Origin of the sequence: Pseudomonas putida (genome assembly GCF_002025705.1) — a bacterium.
GTDB lineage: Bacteria > Pseudomonadota > Gammaproteobacteria > Pseudomonadales > Pseudomonadaceae > Aquipseudomonas > Aquipseudomonas putida_J.
Genome location: NZ_CP018846.1, coordinates 753,320 through 769,823, shown reverse-complemented (window position 1 = coordinate 769,823; position 16,504 = coordinate 753,320). Strand labels below are relative to the sequence as shown.

Sequence of the window (16,504 nt, the reverse complement as noted above, 5' to 3'; positions counted from 1 at the left end):
GAGATCCACGACAGATGAGCACTTCGCAACCCGCACGCCAGCTGCTGCCCGGCCTGTTGGCCATTTCCTGCGCCCTGCCTGTATGCGCCGCCGACAATGGCGGGTTCATGGAGGACGCCAAGGCCAGCCTCAACCTGCGCAACTTCTACATCAACCGCAACTTCGTCGACCCCGCCTACCCGCAAGGCAAGGCCGAAGAATGGACCCAGAGCTTCATCCTCGATGCCCGCTCCGGTTTCACCCAGGGCACCGTCGGCTTCGGCGTGGACGTGCTGGGCCTGTATTCGGTCAAGCTCGATGGCGGCAAAGGTACTGCCAACACCCAGTTGCTACCGGTGCATGACGACGGCCGCCCGGCTGACGACTTTGGCCGCCTGGGTGTGGCATTGAAAGCCAAGCTGTCCGAGACCGAACTGAAAGTCGGCGAATGGATGCCGGTACTGCCGATTTTACGCTCGGACGACGGCCGCTCGCTGCCGCAGACCTTCCGTGGTGGCCAGGTCACTTCCAAGGAAATCGAAGGGCTGACCCTGTACGCCGGCCAGTTCCGCGGCAATAGCCCGCGCAACGATGCCAGCATGGAAGACATGTCGTTAAACGGCCGCGCTGCCTTCACCTCAGACCGCTTCAATTTCGGCGGCGGTGAATACTCCTTCAACGACAAGCGCACCATGATCGGCCTGTGGGACGCCCAGCTCAAGGATATCTACCGCCAGCAATACCTGAACCTGGTGCACAGCCAGCCGCTGGGCGAGTGGACCCTGGGTGCCAACCTGGGCTACTTCTGGGGCAAGGAAGATGGCGCGGAACGCGCAGGCCAGTTGGACAACCGCACGGCATCGGCAATGCTGTCGGCGCGCTACAAGGGCAACACCTTCTACGTCGGCCTGCAGAAGGTCAGCGGTGACAACGCATGGCTGCGGGTCAACGGCACCAGCGGTGGCACCCTGGCCAACGACAGCTACAACTCAAGCTTCGACAATGCCAAGGAACGCTCTTGGCAGGTACGCCACGACTTCAACTTCGTCACCGTCGGCATCCCCGGCCTGACCCTGATGAACCGCTACATCAAGGGCGACAATGTCACCGCCGGCGGCGTGACCGACGGCAAGGAATGGGCGCGGGAGAGCGAGCTGGCCTATGTGATCCAGTCTGGCTCCTTCAAGGACTTGTCGGTGAAGTGGCGCAACTCCACGATGCGCCGGGATTTCAGCACCAACTCGTTCGATGAAAACCGGTTGATCGTGAGCTACCCGCTGAATCTCCTCTAAATTGACTGGCCTCTTCGCGGCTAAAGCCGCTCCTACAGGCTCTGCGCCAAACCTGTAGGAGCGGCTTTAGCCGCGAAGAGGCCAGATGCTTCTTTAAATAACCAAAAGAAATAAACAAATCCACAAACCTTCTTTGACGACATATAAAGTAACCGCTTAAATCGAGCCCTGTTCCCGCCGCAGAGCCTCGACATGGACCTTCGCCAACTGCGCTACTTCATCGCCCTTACCGAATACCGCAGTTTCGTCCGCGCCGCCGAAGCCATGGGCATCACTCAACCTGCCTTCAGCCGGGCCATTCAGGGCCTCGAGCAAACCTTCGGCTGCCCCTTGGTCGACCGCGCCAGCAAAGCCCTGCCCCCAACCCCCGAGGGCCAGGTGGTACTGCAGCATGCCCGCCGCCTGGTACAGGGTGCCACCCAACTGAGCAACGAAGTGCTGCAGATGACCAAGCTCGACGCCGGCGAACTGCATTTCGGCAGCGGCCCAGCCCTGGCCGTGCGCCTGGTGCCACAAGCACTGCAGCATTTCATCGCCAGCCACCCTGGCATCCGTACGGCGCTGTTGGTGGACAACGCCGAACGCCTCGGCCAGGCCCTGCGTCGCGAACAGATCGAGTTCTTCGTCGACGACATCCGCCCGTTCGAAGCCGACCCCAACTTCCATACCGAACCGCTCACCCCGCGCCCCGGGCTGTTCTTCTGTCGCCCCGGCCACCCGCTGCTGGCCAAAGACAGCCTGTCGACCAACGACCTGTTCACCTACCCTCTGGCCAGTGCCCTGCTCGCCCCCGGCGTGCGCAAGCGCCTCGCCAACCTCAGCGGGCGCAGCGATTTCATCCCGCACCTGCAGACCGAGCACCTGGCAGTGTTGCGCAGTGTGGTGCTGGCCAGCGATGCCGTGGGCACTGCCAGCGAAGAAGCCGTGGCTGACGATCTCGCCGCCGGGCACCTGGTGCGCCTGCACTGGCGCAACCTGCCGCCGGCGCTGGAAATCCTGAGCGTAAGGTGTGGCGTGGTCAGCCGCAGCGGTTACCGGCTGTCTCCGGCGGCACGGGCGATGATCGAGACCTTGGTGGGGCTGGATGCGCCAATGCGCGCTGCTGCCATTCGCTGAACTGATGATGGTGGTCGCTGCGGGCTATTCTGATCACTATCAGACCATGGGTTGCCTGTGCCGGCCTCTTCGCGGGCAAGCCCGCTCCCACAGGTCCAGCAACACCGCTCTCAAGAGTTGCGGTTATCCTGTGGGAGCGGGTTTACCCGCGAAAGGGCCGGCACAGGCAACACAAAGCTGAACAGGCCACCCAGGGAGGAACAACAATGAAAAACCTCGTCGAACACCTGAGCCAATACGCCAACTACCACCGCGACCCACGCAACATCGCCACCCACTTTGTCGGTATTCCGCTGATCGTGGTGGCCGTCACTGTGCTGCTGTCGCGCCCCGGCTGGGAGCTGGCCGGCATCTGGCTATCCCCCGCCCTGCTCGCCGCAGCCGCTGCAGTGCGGTTCTATCTGCGCCTGGACCTGCGCTTCGGCCTGGTCATGGGCCTGCTGCTGGGGTTGTGCCTGTGGATTGGCCAGGCACTGGCCACGCAGTCGACCAGCCTGTGGCTCAGCGCCGGGCTGGGGGCGTTCGTGGTGGGCTGGATCATCCAGTTCGTCGGGCATCATTACGAAGGCCGCAAGCCGGCGTTCGTCGACGATATCAGCGGGCTGATCATCGGCCCGCTGTTCGTGGTCGCTGAAGCGGCGTTCATGCTAGGACTGTGCCCTGAGCTGAAGCGGGCTGTGGAAGCCAATGCCGGCCCTGTGGCCGTTCGCGCACTGTAGGAGCGGCCTTGCCGGGGCGCCGGAGCGGCCGTTCCTACAGGGAATGAGCATGCTCAGGACCGCGATTCGACCCCGAGTTCGTCCCACACAGACTCAGCCATGTGGAAGGTGGCATTGGCCGCCGGAATGCCGCAGTAGATCGCGCTCTGCATCAGCACTTCCTTGATCTCGTCGCGAGTCACGCCGTTGTTCGCCGCCGCACGCAGGTGCAGCTTGAGCTCGTCGTTGCGGTTCATGCCGATCAGCATGGCAATGGTGATCAGGCTGCGGGTGTGCCGTGGCAGGCCGGGGCGGGTCCATATGTCGCCCCAGGCGTGCCGGGTGATCATTTCCTGGAACTCGCCGTTGAAGTCGTTGAGCTTCTCCAGGCTACGATCCACATGGGCATCGCCCAACACCGCGCGGCGAACCTGCATGCCGGCGTCGTAACGTTGTTTCTCATCCATGGCCAATTCCTCAGCGAGCCAACAGGAAGTCGAGCACGCGGCGGCTGAACGCCTCGCCAATCTCGACGTTGGACAGGTGCGCCGCCGGGAACTCGGCGTAAGTGGCACCGATGATACCGGCCTGCATGAAACGGCCATGTTCCGGCGTGGTGACCACGTCTTCGCTACCGGCGACGATCAGCGTCGCCACCTGGATGCGGCCCAGTTGCTCGCGGAAGTCGGCGTCGCGCACGGCCGCGCAGTTGGCGGCATAGCCCTCGGGGCTGGTCTGCGCCAACATCTGGCAGATGCGCTGGGCCTCTTGCGGCTGCTGCTCGGCAAACGCCGGGGTGAACCAGCGGGCGATGGACGCATCGCGCAGGTTGACCATGGCTTGCTGGCCGCCCTTGAGCACGGTGTCGATACGGGTGTTCCACACCTCGTCGTTGGCGATCTTGGCGGCGGTGTTGCACAGGGTCAGGCTGTGCAGGCGCGCGCCGGCATTGATGCCCAGCCACTGGCCGATCAGGCCGCCCATGGACAGCCCGACGAAGTGCGCGTGCTGGATGTCCAGGGCGTCAAGCAGCGCCAGTACATCCTGGCCCAGTTGTTCGATGCTGTACGGGCCTTCGCTGACCAGCGAAGCGCCATGGCCACGAGTGTCGTAGCGCAGCACGCGGAAGTGTTCGCTCCACAGCGGAATCTGGCTGTCCCACATGCCCAGGTCGGTACCCAGCGAGTTGGACAGGACCAGCACCGGAGCATCGGCCGGGCCATCGAGTTGGTAGTTCAGTACGCCATCGGCCAGTTGCAAGTGCGCCACAGCGATCTCCTTCAGGCAGTCAAACGTTGATGTTCAGCCACGGCGCGCGCCACCCAGACGCGGGCCTGGCCAAGATAATGGGCAGGGTCGAGCAAGCGGTCGAGCTCTTCGGCGCCCAGTTCGGCACTGACCTGCGGCTCGTCACCCAGTACGGCGCGCAGGTGGCGCTGTTCGGCCACGGCACGCTGGCAGCACTGCTCCAGCAAGTGGTGGGCACGGTCACGGCCCAGGCGCTGGGCGAGCACGATACTCACCGCTTCGGCCAGCACCAGGCCCTGGGTCAGGTCGAGGTTGCGGCGCATGCGCTCGGCATCCACCTCCATGCCTTCGGCGATCACCTGGGCCTGGCGCAGGGCGCCAGAGACCAGGCAGCAGATGTCTGGCAAGGTTTCCCATTCGGCATGCCACAGGCCGAGGCTGCGTTCGTGCTCCTGGGGCATGGCGGCAAACAGGGTCGACAGCAGGCCCGGAACGCGGGTAGCGGCGCCGATCAGCACTGCCGCGCCCACCGGGTTGCGCTTGTGCGGCATGGTCGATGAACCACCCTTGCCCGGCGCGGAAGGCTCGAACACCTCACCGGCCTCTGTCTGCATCAGCAGGCTGACATCGCGGCCGAACTTGCCCAGGCTGCCGGCTATCAGGCCCAGCACCGAAGCGAATTCCACCAGGCGGTCACGCTGGGTATGCCAAGGCTGTTCAGGCAAGGTCAGCTTGAGTTGTTCGGCCAGGCCTTCAGCCACCGGTATGGCTTTGCTTCCCAGCGCCGCCAGGCTGCCGGAGGCACCGCCGAACTGCAGCACCAACAGGCGCGGGCGCAGTTCCTGCAGGCGCTGGCGGTGGCGGGTCAGGGCACCGAGCACACCGGCCAGCTTCATGCCTAGGGTTACCGGCGTGGCATGCTGCAGCCAGGTACGGCCAACCAGCGGCGTGTCGGCATGCTGCAGGGCCTGGCGCGCCAGGGTGTCGGCCAGCTTGCCGAGGTCGGCTTCGATCAGCGCCAGCGCATCACGCAACTGCAAGACCAGCCCGGTATCCATCGCATCCTGACTGGTGGCACCCAGGTGCACGTAACGCTCGGCTTCAGGTACACCACTGGCGATCACCTTGCCCAGCGCCTTGACCAGCGGGATCGCCGAGTTGCCGGCAGTGGCGATGGCATCGGCCAGGGCGCGCACGTCGTAGCGCTCAGCCTGGCAGGCCGCCTCGATGGCCGCCACGGCACTGTGCGGCACCAGGCCGGCAGCGGCTTCGGCACGGGCCAGCGCGGCTTCGAAGTCGAGCATGCCCTGCAGGCGGCCACGGTCGGAGAATACTTCGCGCATGGCCGGGGCAGTGAAATAGGCGTCGAACAGTTGGTTGCTCATGCAACGTCCTTAATCATCGTGGTGCAGGTATTCCGCCTGCTTGGGCAGGCGCAGGCTGAACAGGAAGGCGATTGCCATCATGGCCGTCACGTACCAGTAGAAGGTGTTTTCCATGCCCATGGTCTTCAAGCCCAGGGCCACATACTCGGCCGAACCACCAAACGCCGCGTTGGCCACCGCGTAAGCCAGGCCAACGCCCAGCGCACGAACCTGCGGCGGGAACATCTCGGCTTTCACCAGGCCACTGATCGAGGTGTAGAAACTGACGATGCACAGGGCCAGGGTAATCAGCACGAAGGCCATGAACGGGTTGCTTACGGTCTTGAGCGCCATCAGCAGCGGTACCGTGCAGATCGTGCCCAGCGCACCGAACAACAGCATCGAGTTGCGACGGCCGATGCGGTCGGAAAGCATGCCGAAAAACGGCTGCATCACCATGTACAGGAACAGCGCCCCGGTCATCACGTAACTGGCGGTCTTCGCATGCATGCCGGCCGTGTTGACCAGGTACTTCTGCATGTAGGTGGTGAAGGTGTAGAAGATCAGCGAGCCACCGGCCGTGTAGCCAAGCACGGTGATGAACGCTGCGGTGTGGTTGCGGAACAGCCCTTTGATGCTGCCGGCATCCTTGTCCTTGCGGGTTTCGGCGCTGCTGGTTTCGTGCAGCGAGCGGCGCAGCATCAGCGAGATCAGCGCAGCGATGGCACCGACCACGAACGGAATGCGCCAGCCCCAGGCGCGCAGCTCTTCCTCGCTCAGCAGTTGCTGCATGATCACCACCACCAGCACCGCCAGCAACTGGCCGCCGATCAGGGTCACATACTGGAACGACGCATAGAAGCCGCGCTGGCCGCGCAGGGCCACCTCACTCATGTAGGTCGCGGTGGTGCCATATTCGCCACCCACCGACAGGCCCTGGATCAGCCGCGCGAGCAACAGCAGCGCCGGAGCCCAGGCGCCGATGCTCGAATAGGTCGGCAGGCAGGCGATCATCAAGGAGCCGAAGCACATCATCAGCACCGAGATCATCAGGGAATTCTTGCGGCCATGGCGGTCGGCCAGGCGGCCGAAGATCCAGCCACCGATCGGGCGCATCAGGAAGCCTGCAGCGAATACACCGGCCGTGTTGAGCAACTGCACGGTGGGGTCGTCGGAGGGGAAGAAGGACGAGGCGAAGTAGATCGCGCTGAAGGCATAGACGTAGAAGTCGAACCATTCCACCAGGTTGCCCGAAGAGGCACCGACGATGGCGAAGATGCGCTTGCTGCGCTCTTCACCGGTGTAATAGCTTGAGGTCATGACGATTTACTCCTGGAGGGTCCTAGGTAAGTCTAGACATACCTAGTAACACACTCGTTCCGCTTGCGGGCTGGCAATTGGCCTTGTGTCGTACAGGTGGGCCTCTTCGCGGGCAAGCCCGCTCCCCCAGGTTCGCGTTGTGCAGTGGGCAACGACAATCCTGTGGGAGCGGGCTTGCCCGCGAAGAGGCCGAAACCGATCAAACCCGCTCGATGGCCAACGCCAGACCTTGGCCAACACCCACACACATGGTTGCCAGGCCCTTGCGGCCACCGCTCTTCTCCAGCTGGTGAAGCGCCGTCAGCACCAGGCGCGCACCGCTCATGCCCAGCGGGTGGCCCAGGGCGATTGCGCCACCGTTAGGGTTCACCTGCGGCGCATCGTCGGCCACACCCAGCTCACGCAGCACCGCCAAGCCTTGGCTGGCGAAGGCTTCGTTAAGCTCGATGACATCGAAATCGTTCACCGCCACACCCAGGCGCTCGGTCAGCTTGCGCACCGCTGGCACCGGGCCGATGCCCATGACACGCGGGGCAACACCGGCGCTGGCCATGCCCAGTACGCGGGCACGTGGAGTCAGGCCGTGCTTCTTCACCGCTTCGGCCGAAGCCAGGATCAATGCCGCGGCGCCGTCGTTGACACCCGAGGCGTTGCCAGCGGTGACGGTCTTGTCCGGGCCGTTGACCGGTTTGAGTTTGGTCAGCGCTTCGAGCGTTGTCTCAGGGCGCAGGTGCTCGTCACGCTCGACGATGGTTTCGCCCTTCTTGTGAGCGATACGCACCGGCACGATTTCTTCGGCGAAGAAACCGGCAGCCTGGGCGGCGGCAGCCTTTTGCTGGCTGCGCAGGGCAAAGGCGTCCTGGTCAGCGCGGGAAACCTTGTAGTCGTCGGCCACGTTGTCGGCGGTCTCCGGCATCGCGTCGACGCCGTACTGGCTCTTCATCAACGGGTTGATGAAACGCCAGCCGATGGTGGTGTCTTCGAGCTTCATGTTGCGCGAGTAACCGCTTTCGGCCTTGCCCATGACGAACGGTGCACGGGACATCGACTCGACGCCGCCGGCAATCACAAACTCCATTTCGCCACTGGCAATCGCGCGGAAGGCAGTGCCGATGGCGTCCATTCCCGAAGCGCACAGACGGTTCAGGGTCACGCCCGGGATGCTCTCCGGCAGGCCGGCCAGCAGCAGGGCCATGCGTGCGACGTTGCGGTTGTCTTCACCGGCCTGGTTGGCGCAGCCGAAGAACACTTCGTCCAGCTGGTCCCACTGAACCGACGGGTTACGCTCGATCAGCGCCTTCAGCGGCACGGCCGCCAGGTCGTCGGCACGCACGCCTGCCAGGGCGCCGCCGAAGCGGCCGATCGGGGTGCGGATGGCGTCACAGATAAATACTTCACGCATCAGGCTTCTCCTGCCAGGGGTGCTACGTTGAGCCCAGATTAAGGAGACAGAGGGGTTGCTTACAATTCGATAATCGACTATTCGTGCGATTATCGAACAAAATGTTACGCCCGCCTCCGGTTCTGGGGCTGCTGCGCAGCCCCACGCTTGTCAGGTCGCGTCGGCGTGGCTCACCAGCCCTTTGACGATCACGCCCACCGTCGCCAACGCCGCCGGCACCAAGAGTGCGGTCAATACCTGCTCGAAATTCCAGCCCAAGCCCAGCAGCGTCGCGCCGCTCCAGGCCCCGAGGATGGCGCCGAAGCGGCCGATACCCAGCATCCACGATACGCCTGTGGCGCGCGCTTGGGTCGGGTAGAAACGCGCGGCCAGCGACGGCATGGCCGACTGCGCGCCGTTCACGCACATGCCGGCGACCAGCACCAAGGTGGCAAGCACGGTGATGTTGCCCAGGCTCTGGCCCACGGCGTAGGCAAACACCCCGGCCAGCAAGTAGAAGATGCCGATGACCTTGTGCGGATTGAAGCGGTCCATGGCCCAACCCACCGCCACCGCGCTGAGCACACCACCAAACTGGAACAGCGCACCAATGAACGCGGCCTGCTCCATGCTTGCGCCGCTGTCGCGCATCAGCGTTGGCAGCCAGCTGGTCAGCAGGTAGACGATCACCAGGCCCATGAAGTAGGTCAGCCACAGCAATACCGTGCCCAGGCCGTAAGTTGCGGAGAAGATCACCGCAAACACGTTGCGTGCAGCCACGGCCTTCTGCTCTGGCACGCTGAAGCTGGCCGCTTGCGCCACCACTGCCGGCGCGATCGGCGCCAGGGTCTTGCGCACCTTGTCATTGCCCCGGTTGCGCACCACCAGGAAGCGCGCCGATTCCGGTAGCCAGACCATCAGCACCACGGCCAGCAGCAGCGGCAGCACGCCACCGATCACCAGCAGGCTGTGCCAGCCGTAGGCCGGGATCATCTTCGCAGAGATGAAACCGCCACCGGCCATGCCGAGGTTGAAGCCGCAGAACATGCTGGTCACCAACAGCGACTTGAGGCGCTCTGGGGTGTATTCGGAAAGCAGCGTGGTGGCATTGGGCATACCGGCCCCCAAGCCCAGGCCAGTCAGAAAGCGCAGCACCAGCAACTGGTCGACGTTGCCAGCATAGGCCGAAGCCAAGCTGAAACCACCGAACACAAGCACCGCACCGACCAGTACACCCTTGCGCCCGAAACGGTCGGCCAGCGGCCCGGACCCCAAGGCCCCAAACACCATGCCGATCAACGCGGCACTCATCACCGGGCCGAGGCTGGCGCGGTCGATGCCCCACTCCTGCGACAAGGCAGGCGCGATGAAGCCCATGGCCGCGGTATCGAGGCCATCGAGGAAGACGATCAGGAAACAGAGGATCACCACGCGCCACTGATAGCGCGAAAGCGGTTGTTCATTGATGAACGACTGGACGTCGAGATTGTTCCCGACAGAATGTGGTTGGTTCATTGTTGTTATCCAGAAAGGGAGCACGGTCGCGCCACTGCACTTGGGTCAACAGTACAGGGCTTGAATATCGATGAAGTGCGGCGTGAATCAGCCTGGATACAACGGCACTGCAAACGGGTGCGGCCGTAGCAGTCGAGTGACAGTGGTCATGGGATGCGCCTCTTATGTTTTTCTTGTATCGGTCGGCAGAGCCGACCGTTGCGAGAGACATTAATCAGCGATTGGGGGTGGCGCAATTCACCCGGAGCGACACTGTGCGTTTATCGAACAGGAAACAGTGTCGTTCACACCGTCAACCGAACAATTGATGGCAAAGATCGCGGCTGGCCGCCAGCAGGATCGGCAGAAAGCGCTGCTCCAGCTCGCTGCGCGTCACCCGCCCGACATGGGTACTCACGTTCAACGCCGCCAACACCTGCCCGGACGCATCATAGATAGGCACCGCGATCGACCGCAGCCCCTGTTCCAGCTCCTGGTCGACCACACACCAACCCTGTTCCCGCACCTGCTGGATGCAGGCGAACAACGACTCGGGGTCATTCAGGGTACGGCTGGTCCGAGCCTTGAGGTCGGCACGGTCGAGGTATTCGCGCAAGCTGGTGTCGTCCATTGCCGCCAGCAGGATGCGCCCCATCGACGTGCAGTAGGCCGGCAACCGCCCACCGACCGACAGGTCGACCGAGATCAACCGCTCCACCGTGGCCGAACGGGCTATATAAAGGATGTCATCGCCCTCGAGAGTGGCCATGTTGGCAGCTTCGTGCAACTGGTCGCTGATGCGGTCCAGATAGGGCTGGGCCGACACCGCCAGAGGCGTTGACGACAGATAGGCATGGCCCAGGGTCAGCACTTTCGGCAACAGCGAATAGGTACGCCCATCGGTGGTGGCGTAACCAAGCTTGATCAGTGTGTGCAGGCAGCGGCGCACGGCGGCCCGGGGAATCTCGGTGCGGTGGCTGATCTGCGCGATGGTCAGGTGGCGCTTGCGCTCCTGGAAGGCCTGGATCACTGCCAGGCCACGCGCCAGGGAGGTCATGAAGTCGGGGTCACCGGTAAATGCCTGGATGCGCTTGGCCGGTGAAGCCACGATCGGCGGCGCCAGCGCAGGTGCGCTCGGGCGGGACGCCTCTGGATTGGCAGATTCGTTGGCCGTGGTTTCGTCACTCATCGCTCACCTCAAAAAAATCGCTGGCTCGTGCGATTATCGAACGAACGGCCGATAATCGCAATTGACCGCCGACAAATTTACTTATACCTTTCTCCTGCCACATGTGGCTTCTTTGGAGAGACTGGTCAGGTACCCACCGTAGAAGTCCCCAGGCAACGGCCTCGCCTCGTGCGGGGCCGTTTTATTTCTACTTTGCGGCATAACCACAGCGAACTATTGCAGGCACTTCGTGCTCAAAGTTTGTACAGGCCGTCGCTGGCCTTGAAACTTTGTACGCTGTTGCATAAATAACCCGCTTTGGCGATTTACCGATTGCTATAATCGATTCCGCTGGCCCGGATCGGCACTCCGGCAATGGAACACTGGCCCGGCTTTCATCCGCCAACCAGCACGTCATGTGCGTGGGCAACTTGCACCTGCGCACAACACCAGCCACTTCTACTCATTCAGGTATTACTGTGACGAAAGATGAACTGCGCGCGGAACTCGAGCGCCAGGCAGAACGTTACAAGGAAGTTTACGGTGGTGAAGTCACCACCTATGCCGCACAACCAGAGCCAGAGCGCAAACCCTGGCGCAAACGTGCAACCGTCCAGGACCAGGCATTCAGCCAGGAACTGGAAAAAATGGAAAAGGAACTGCGCAGCGAGCAGCCCTGAGCCGCCCACTGTAGCGCCATCACGTCGCGGGCCTGGCGCCCACGACGCGGCTGATCTTTACCGAAAGGCCGAGGATGAAATGGAATTACACAAATTTCATACAACCGTTTGAACCGATATGACGCCGAGACTTTTCCAGAAGTTTGACGATTTTTAGGAAATTTCCGGTTTTTTAACGGAACTTTTTCTGCCAGATCACGTCACCTGCCAGGCTGAGAGGACGCTCACAAAGCTGCCATCGGTCAGCTGTGGGTGCATCGATTGCCAAGGTTTTCTGGCATAATCCCGCCCCCCTATGACCGCCAGACAACCTTCATGATCGATTTATTCAGCGGACTGGATGCCTGGGTATTGGTGAGCCTGCTGCTCGCCCTGACCTTCGTGCTCGCATTCGAGTTCATCAATGGCTTTCATGACACCGCCAACGCGGTAGCCACCGTCATCTATACCAAAGCCATGCCACCACACCTGGCCGTGTTCTTCTCCGGGGTGTTCAACTTCCTCGGCGTTCTGCTCGGCGGTGTCGGGGTGGCCTACGCCATCGTGCACCTGCTGCCGGTCGAACTGCTGATCAATGTGAATACCGGGCATGGCCTGGCTATGGTCTTCTCATTGCTGGCGGCCGCCATCACCTGGAACCTCGGTACCTGGTACTTCGGCATCCCCGCTTCCAGCTCGCACACCCTGATCGGTTCGATCCTCGGCGTTGGCCTGGCCAATGCGCTGATCAACGACATCCCGCTGGGTGATGGCGTCAACTGGCAGAAGGCGATCGACATCGCCATGTCGCTGGTGGTCTCGCCGATCGCCGGCTTCGCTGTCGCCGCGCTGGTGCTGGTTGGCCTGAAATGGTGGCGCCCGCTGTCGAAGATGCATAAAACCCCCGACCAGCGCCGCAAGCTCGACGACAAAAAGCACCCGCCGTTCTGGAACCGCCTGGTTCTGGTGATTTCGGCCATGGGCGTGAGCTTTGTGCACGGTTCCAACGATGGCCAGAAAGGCATCGGCCTGATCATGCTGGTGCTGATCGGTATCGTCCCGGCCAAGTTCGTTCTCGACCTGAACAGCACGACCTACCAGATCGAGCGCACCCGCGACGCCACCCTGCACATGAGCCAGTTCTACCAGCGCAACGCCGCCACCCTCGGCGAGTTCCTGGCACTGGGCAAGGCCAAGTCGACCGACCTGCCGGAGCAGTTCAGCTGCAACCCGCAGCAGACCGAACCGACCATCGCCGCCCTGCAGTCCTCGCTGCAAGGGGTGACCGACTACCACGCGCTGGATGCCGAAAAGCGTGTTGAAGTGCGCCGCTACCTGCTGTGCCTGGATGACACCGCGAAGAAAGTAGGCAAGCTGCCTGGCCTGGACGCCCGTGAAAAGGCCGACCTCGAGAAACTGCGCAAGGACCTGACCGCCACCACCGAATACGCCCCGTTCTGGGTGATCGTGGCCGTCGCCCTGGCCTTGGGCCTGGGCACCATGGTGGGCTGGAAGCGTGTGGTACTGACCGTCGGCGAGAAGATCGGCAAGCAGGGTATGACCTATGCCCAGGGCATGTCGGCGCAAATCACCGCGGCCTGTGCCATCGGCATGGCCAACGTGTTTGCCCTGCCGGTGTCGACCACCCATGTGCTGTCGTCCGGCGTTGCCGGCACCATGGTCGCCAACAAGAGCGGCCTGCAAGGCGGCACCGTGAAAACCATCCTGCTGGCCTGGGTACTGACCCTGCCGGCCTCGATGGGCCTGGCGGCTGGCCTGTTCTGGCTGGCGTCCAAGGCACTGGCCTGAGCGATTCCGCTGCACTGAAAAAGGCGCCCCAGGGCGCCTTTTTCGTGGCCATCATTCCTGCCGTGACGCGTTCGCTGTAGGAGCGGCCTTGCCGGGGCGCCGGACCGGTCGGAAAGGGCTGCGTAGCGGCCCCGGGATTTATGCAACAGCACAGATTGTCGGGGCCGCTTTGCGGCCCTTTCCGACCGGTCCGGCGCCCCGGCAAGGCCGCTCCTACAAAGACCGCACAGCCTTGCCAATCACTTTTTCTTACCACCCAGCAACGACCCCATCAACCCTCGCACCAGCTGCCGTCCAAACTGATTGGCTGCCTGGCGCACCGCCGACTTGATGGCCTGCCCCGCCGCGCTCTGCAAAAAATCCCCTGCCTTGTCAGCGAAACTCTCTTCATCCGCCTTCGGCACTGGTGCCGGTTCCACTGGCTCACCTTTACGCTGGGTCAGCATTTCATACGCCGACTCCCGGTCGATCGCCTTGTCGTACCGCCCTAGCAGGGGTGAAGCCGCAATCAACGCACTGCGCTCGGCCGCACTCAATGGGCCGATCCGCGATTGCGGTGGCGCGATCAGTACTCGCTGGACCATCGCCGGCGTCCCCTTCTCTTCCAGAGTGCCGACCAGCGCCTCGCCAATCCCCAGCTCGGTCAAAACCGCAAGGCTGTCGAACGCCGGGTTCGGGCGGAAGCCATCAGCCACAGCCCTGAGCGACTTCTGTTCTTTGGCGGTAAAGGCACGCAGGCCATGCTGAATGCGCAAACCCAGCTGGGCCAGTACGCTATCGGGCAGATCGCTCGGCGACTGGGTGACGAAATACACGCCAACCCCCTTGGAACGAATCAGCCGCACCACCTGCTCCAGCCGGTCCTGCAACGCTTTCGGCGTGCCGTTGAACAACAGATGCGCCTCATCGAAAAACAGCGCCAGCACGGGTTTGTCGGCATCACCCCGCTCCGGCAACTGCTCGAACAGCTCAGCCAGCAGCCACAACAGGAAGGTGGCGTACACCTTCGGCGCCTCATGCACCAGCTGACTGGCATCGAGCAGGTGGATGCGCCCACGGCCATCGGCATCTGGCCGCAGCAGGTCTTCCAGTTGCAGCGCCGGCTCACCAAACAACGCCTCGGCACCTTGCTGCTCCAGGGTTGCCAGCCGGCGCAGCAAGGCCTGGGTCGAGCCAGTGGTCATCAGCGCGCTGTCTTCGCCGAGCAGTTGCGGGTTGTCCTTCAGATGCGCCAACAAGGCCTTGAGGTCTTTCAGGTCGAGCAGCAGCAAGCCTTCACGATCCGCCACCTTGAACGCCGCATATAGCGCTGCCTGCTGGCTGTCGGTCAACTCCAGCAGGTTACCGAGCAACAACGGGCCCATTTCGCTGAGGGTGGTGCGCAAAGGGTGGCCAGACTGCCCGGCCACATCCCAGAGTGACACCGGATAGGCCCGTGGCACGTGCCCCAGCCAAGGCATGCCGGCGATTCGCTCAGCCACCTTGCCTTGTGGCGCGCCTGCCGCACCCAGGCCACACAGGTCGCCTTTGACATCCGCGGCGAACACCGCCACGCCGGCGTCGCTGAACACTTCCGCCAGGTGCTGCAGGGTCACGGTCTTGCCGGTACCGGTAGCCCCGGCGACCAGGCCGTGGCGGTTGGCCAGGCGCATGGCTTGCTGCACTGGCTGACCGCTCGGGTCAGCACCTACAACTATGGTCGAAGTTTCCGACATCTCTTTATTCCCCCGCTCAAGCTTTAGCTTAATTCGGCCGATACCTTTGGGTGATATTCGCCTTAATAGACAGGAGCAACCGAAAAAGGACTTTTCGGGATGATGCACTGTTTGCAGCGACACCGTGCGAACGCCCGATAAAAACCTTAGCGGAAACGATTACGCCATGAACAAAAACCTGCGTTTCAGCCACAAGATCCTTTTGGCTGCATCATTGATCGTGATACTCGCCTTCAGCCTGTTCACCCTTTACAACGATTACCTCCAGCGTAATGCGATCCGCGAGAATCTGGAGAATTATCTGGCTGAAATGGGCGAATCCACTTCGACCAACATCCGCAACCTGTTCGATGGTCGTATCAAGCTGGTGGAAAACCTGGCGCAGAACATTGCCCAGCAACCGGCCAATGCCGAAACACTGATGGGCCAGAACGCGCTGATCTCGAGTTTCCTCACCGTCTACCTGGGCAAGGTCGATGGTGGTTTCAGCGTACGCCCGGACTCCAAGATGCCAGAGGGCTATGACCCGCGCACTCGCCCCTGGTACAAGGACGGCATGAACGCTCAAGGCGCGATTCTGACCGAGCCCTATATCGACCTGACCACCAACAAGATGGTCATCGGCATCCTCAGCAAGGTTTCCGGCAGCGTCGGCGTGGTCGGTGGCGACCTGGCCCTCGATGGCCTGGTACAGATCATCAACTCGCTGAACTTCGGCGGCATGGGTTATGCCTTCCTGGTCAACGACCAGGGCAAGATCCTGGTCCACCCGGACAAGGAGCTGGTGATGAAGTCGCTGTCGGACCTGTTCCCGCAGCACACGCCGAAACTGTCCGGTGAGCTGACCGAAGTCGACGCCAACGGCCAGACCCGCCTGCTGACCTTCACCCCGATCAAGGGCCTGCCATCGGCCAACTGGTACATCGGCCTGTCGGTAGACAAGGACAAGGCCTTTGCCATGCTCAGCACCTTCCGCACCTCAGCGGTGATCGCCACCCTGGTGGCCGTGGTGATCATCATCGGCCTGCTCGGCCTGCTGATCCGCGTGCTGATGCAGCCACTGCACACCATGACCCGCGCCATGGAAGACATCGCCGAAGGTGAAGGCGACCTCACCAAACGCCTGAGCATCCACAACCACGATGAATTTGGCATCCTCGGCAAGGCCTTCAACCGCTTCGTCGAACGTATCCACGGCTCGATTCGTGAAGTCTCGTCGGCGACCGAACAGGTCAATGAAGTGGCCCTGCGCGTGATCAGC

At 62.6% G+C, this 16,504-nt stretch carries 13 protein-coding genes and 1 pseudogene; 6 read left to right on the top strand and 8 right to left on the bottom strand.

Annotated elements, in window-relative coordinates:
* The first annotated feature begins 14 nt into the window (after positions 1 to 14).
* From BUQ73_RS03610 to BUQ73_RS03600, 3 genes are all read left to right on the top strand, one after another.
* Entirely contained in the window at positions 15 to 1,271 is a 1,257-nt protein-coding gene (locus tag BUQ73_RS03610) for an OprD family porin (RefSeq protein WP_079226701.1), read from the top strand.
* A gap of 192 nt (positions 1,272 to 1,463) precedes the next feature.
* Positions 1,464 to 2,387, top strand: coding sequence for a LysR family transcriptional regulator (locus tag BUQ73_RS03605; protein WP_079226700.1), 924 nt, complete (start codon positions 1,464 to 1,466; stop codon positions 2,385 to 2,387).
* Between the two features lie 206 nt (positions 2,388 to 2,593).
* Positions 2,594 to 3,106, top strand: a complete 513-nt coding sequence (locus tag BUQ73_RS03600) for a DUF962 domain-containing protein (RefSeq protein ID WP_079226699.1) — start codon at positions 2,594 to 2,596, stop codon at positions 3,104 to 3,106.
* Positions 3,107 to 3,159: 53 nt separating this feature from the next.
* On the opposite strand, the gene pcaC is transcribed toward BUQ73_RS03600, so the two are convergent.
* The 7 genes from pcaC to pcaR form a co-directional block, all read right to left on the bottom strand.
* Positions 3,160 to 3,552: a 4-carboxymuconolactone decarboxylase gene (gene pcaC / locus BUQ73_RS03595; protein ID WP_012273983.1), complete on the bottom strand. Its 393-nt coding sequence runs from the start codon at positions 3,550 to 3,552 to the stop codon at positions 3,160 to 3,162.
* A gap of 10 nt (positions 3,553 to 3,562) precedes the next feature.
* Positions 3,563 to 4,354, bottom strand: coding sequence for a 3-oxoadipate enol-lactonase (pcaD, locus tag BUQ73_RS03590; protein WP_079226698.1), 792 nt, complete (start codon positions 4,352 to 4,354; stop codon positions 3,563 to 3,565).
* Positions 4,355 to 4,365: 11 nt separating this feature from the next.
* Positions 4,366 to 5,718, bottom strand: a complete 1,353-nt coding sequence (locus BUQ73_RS03585) for a 3-carboxy-cis,cis-muconate cycloisomerase (protein WP_079226697.1) — start codon at positions 5,716 to 5,718, stop codon at positions 4,366 to 4,368.
* 9 nt (positions 5,719 to 5,727) lie between these two features.
* Positions 5,728 to 7,017 carry an MFS family transporter gene (locus tag BUQ73_RS03580; RefSeq protein WP_079226696.1) on the bottom strand — a complete coding sequence of 430 codons (1,290 nt, stop codon included), beginning with the start codon at positions 7,015 to 7,017 and terminating at the stop codon, positions 5,728 to 5,730.
* Positions 7,018 to 7,216: 199 nt separating this feature from the next.
* Positions 7,217 to 8,422 (bottom strand): 3-oxoadipyl-CoA thiolase, encoded by a 1,206-nt coding sequence (gene pcaF / locus BUQ73_RS03575; protein ID WP_192858712.1) that lies wholly within the window; start codon positions 8,420 to 8,422, stop codon positions 7,217 to 7,219.
* 147 nt (positions 8,423 to 8,569) lie between these two features.
* The gene (locus tag BUQ73_RS03570) at positions 8,570 to 9,913 is read right to left on the bottom strand and encodes an MFS transporter (RefSeq protein ID WP_079226694.1); all 1,344 of its coding nucleotides are present in this window, start codon (positions 9,911 to 9,913) and stop codon (positions 8,570 to 8,572) included.
* Positions 9,914 to 10,205: 292 nt separating this feature from the next.
* The gene (pcaR, locus tag BUQ73_RS03565; RefSeq protein WP_027917929.1) at positions 10,206 to 11,081 is read right to left on the bottom strand and encodes a pca regulon transcriptional regulator PcaR; all 876 of its coding nucleotides are present in this window, start codon (positions 11,079 to 11,081) and stop codon (positions 10,206 to 10,208) included.
* 458 nt (positions 11,082 to 11,539) lie between these two features.
* On the opposite strand from pcaR, the gene BUQ73_RS03560 reads away from it, so the two are divergent.
* Both BUQ73_RS03560 and BUQ73_RS03555 read left to right on the top strand, forming a co-directional pair.
* A complete protein-coding gene (locus BUQ73_RS03560; protein ID WP_027917930.1) occupies positions 11,540 to 11,740 on the top strand; it encodes a hypothetical protein in 201 nt (66 codons plus the stop codon).
* A 315-nt stretch (positions 11,741 to 12,055) separates the two neighbouring features.
* Positions 12,056 to 13,528 (top strand): inorganic phosphate transporter, encoded by a 1,473-nt coding sequence (locus BUQ73_RS03555; protein WP_079226693.1) that lies wholly within the window; start codon positions 12,056 to 12,058, stop codon positions 13,526 to 13,528.
* 239 nt (positions 13,529 to 13,767) lie between these two features.
* Here the strand turns inward: BUQ73_RS03555 and BUQ73_RS03550 are convergent, their stop codons facing one another.
* Positions 13,768 to 15,243: a helicase HerA-like domain-containing protein gene (locus tag BUQ73_RS03550; RefSeq protein ID WP_079226692.1), complete on the bottom strand. Its 1,476-nt coding sequence runs from the start codon at positions 15,241 to 15,243 to the stop codon at positions 13,768 to 13,770.
* A gap of 166 nt (positions 15,244 to 15,409) precedes the next feature.
* On the opposite strand from BUQ73_RS03550, the pseudogene BUQ73_RS28870 reads away from it, so the two are divergent.
* Positions 15,410 to 16,378 (top strand): annotated as a pseudogene (locus tag BUQ73_RS28870) (cache domain-containing protein); the annotation flags it as partial.
* Positions 16,379 to 16,504 lie beyond the last annotated feature (126 nt).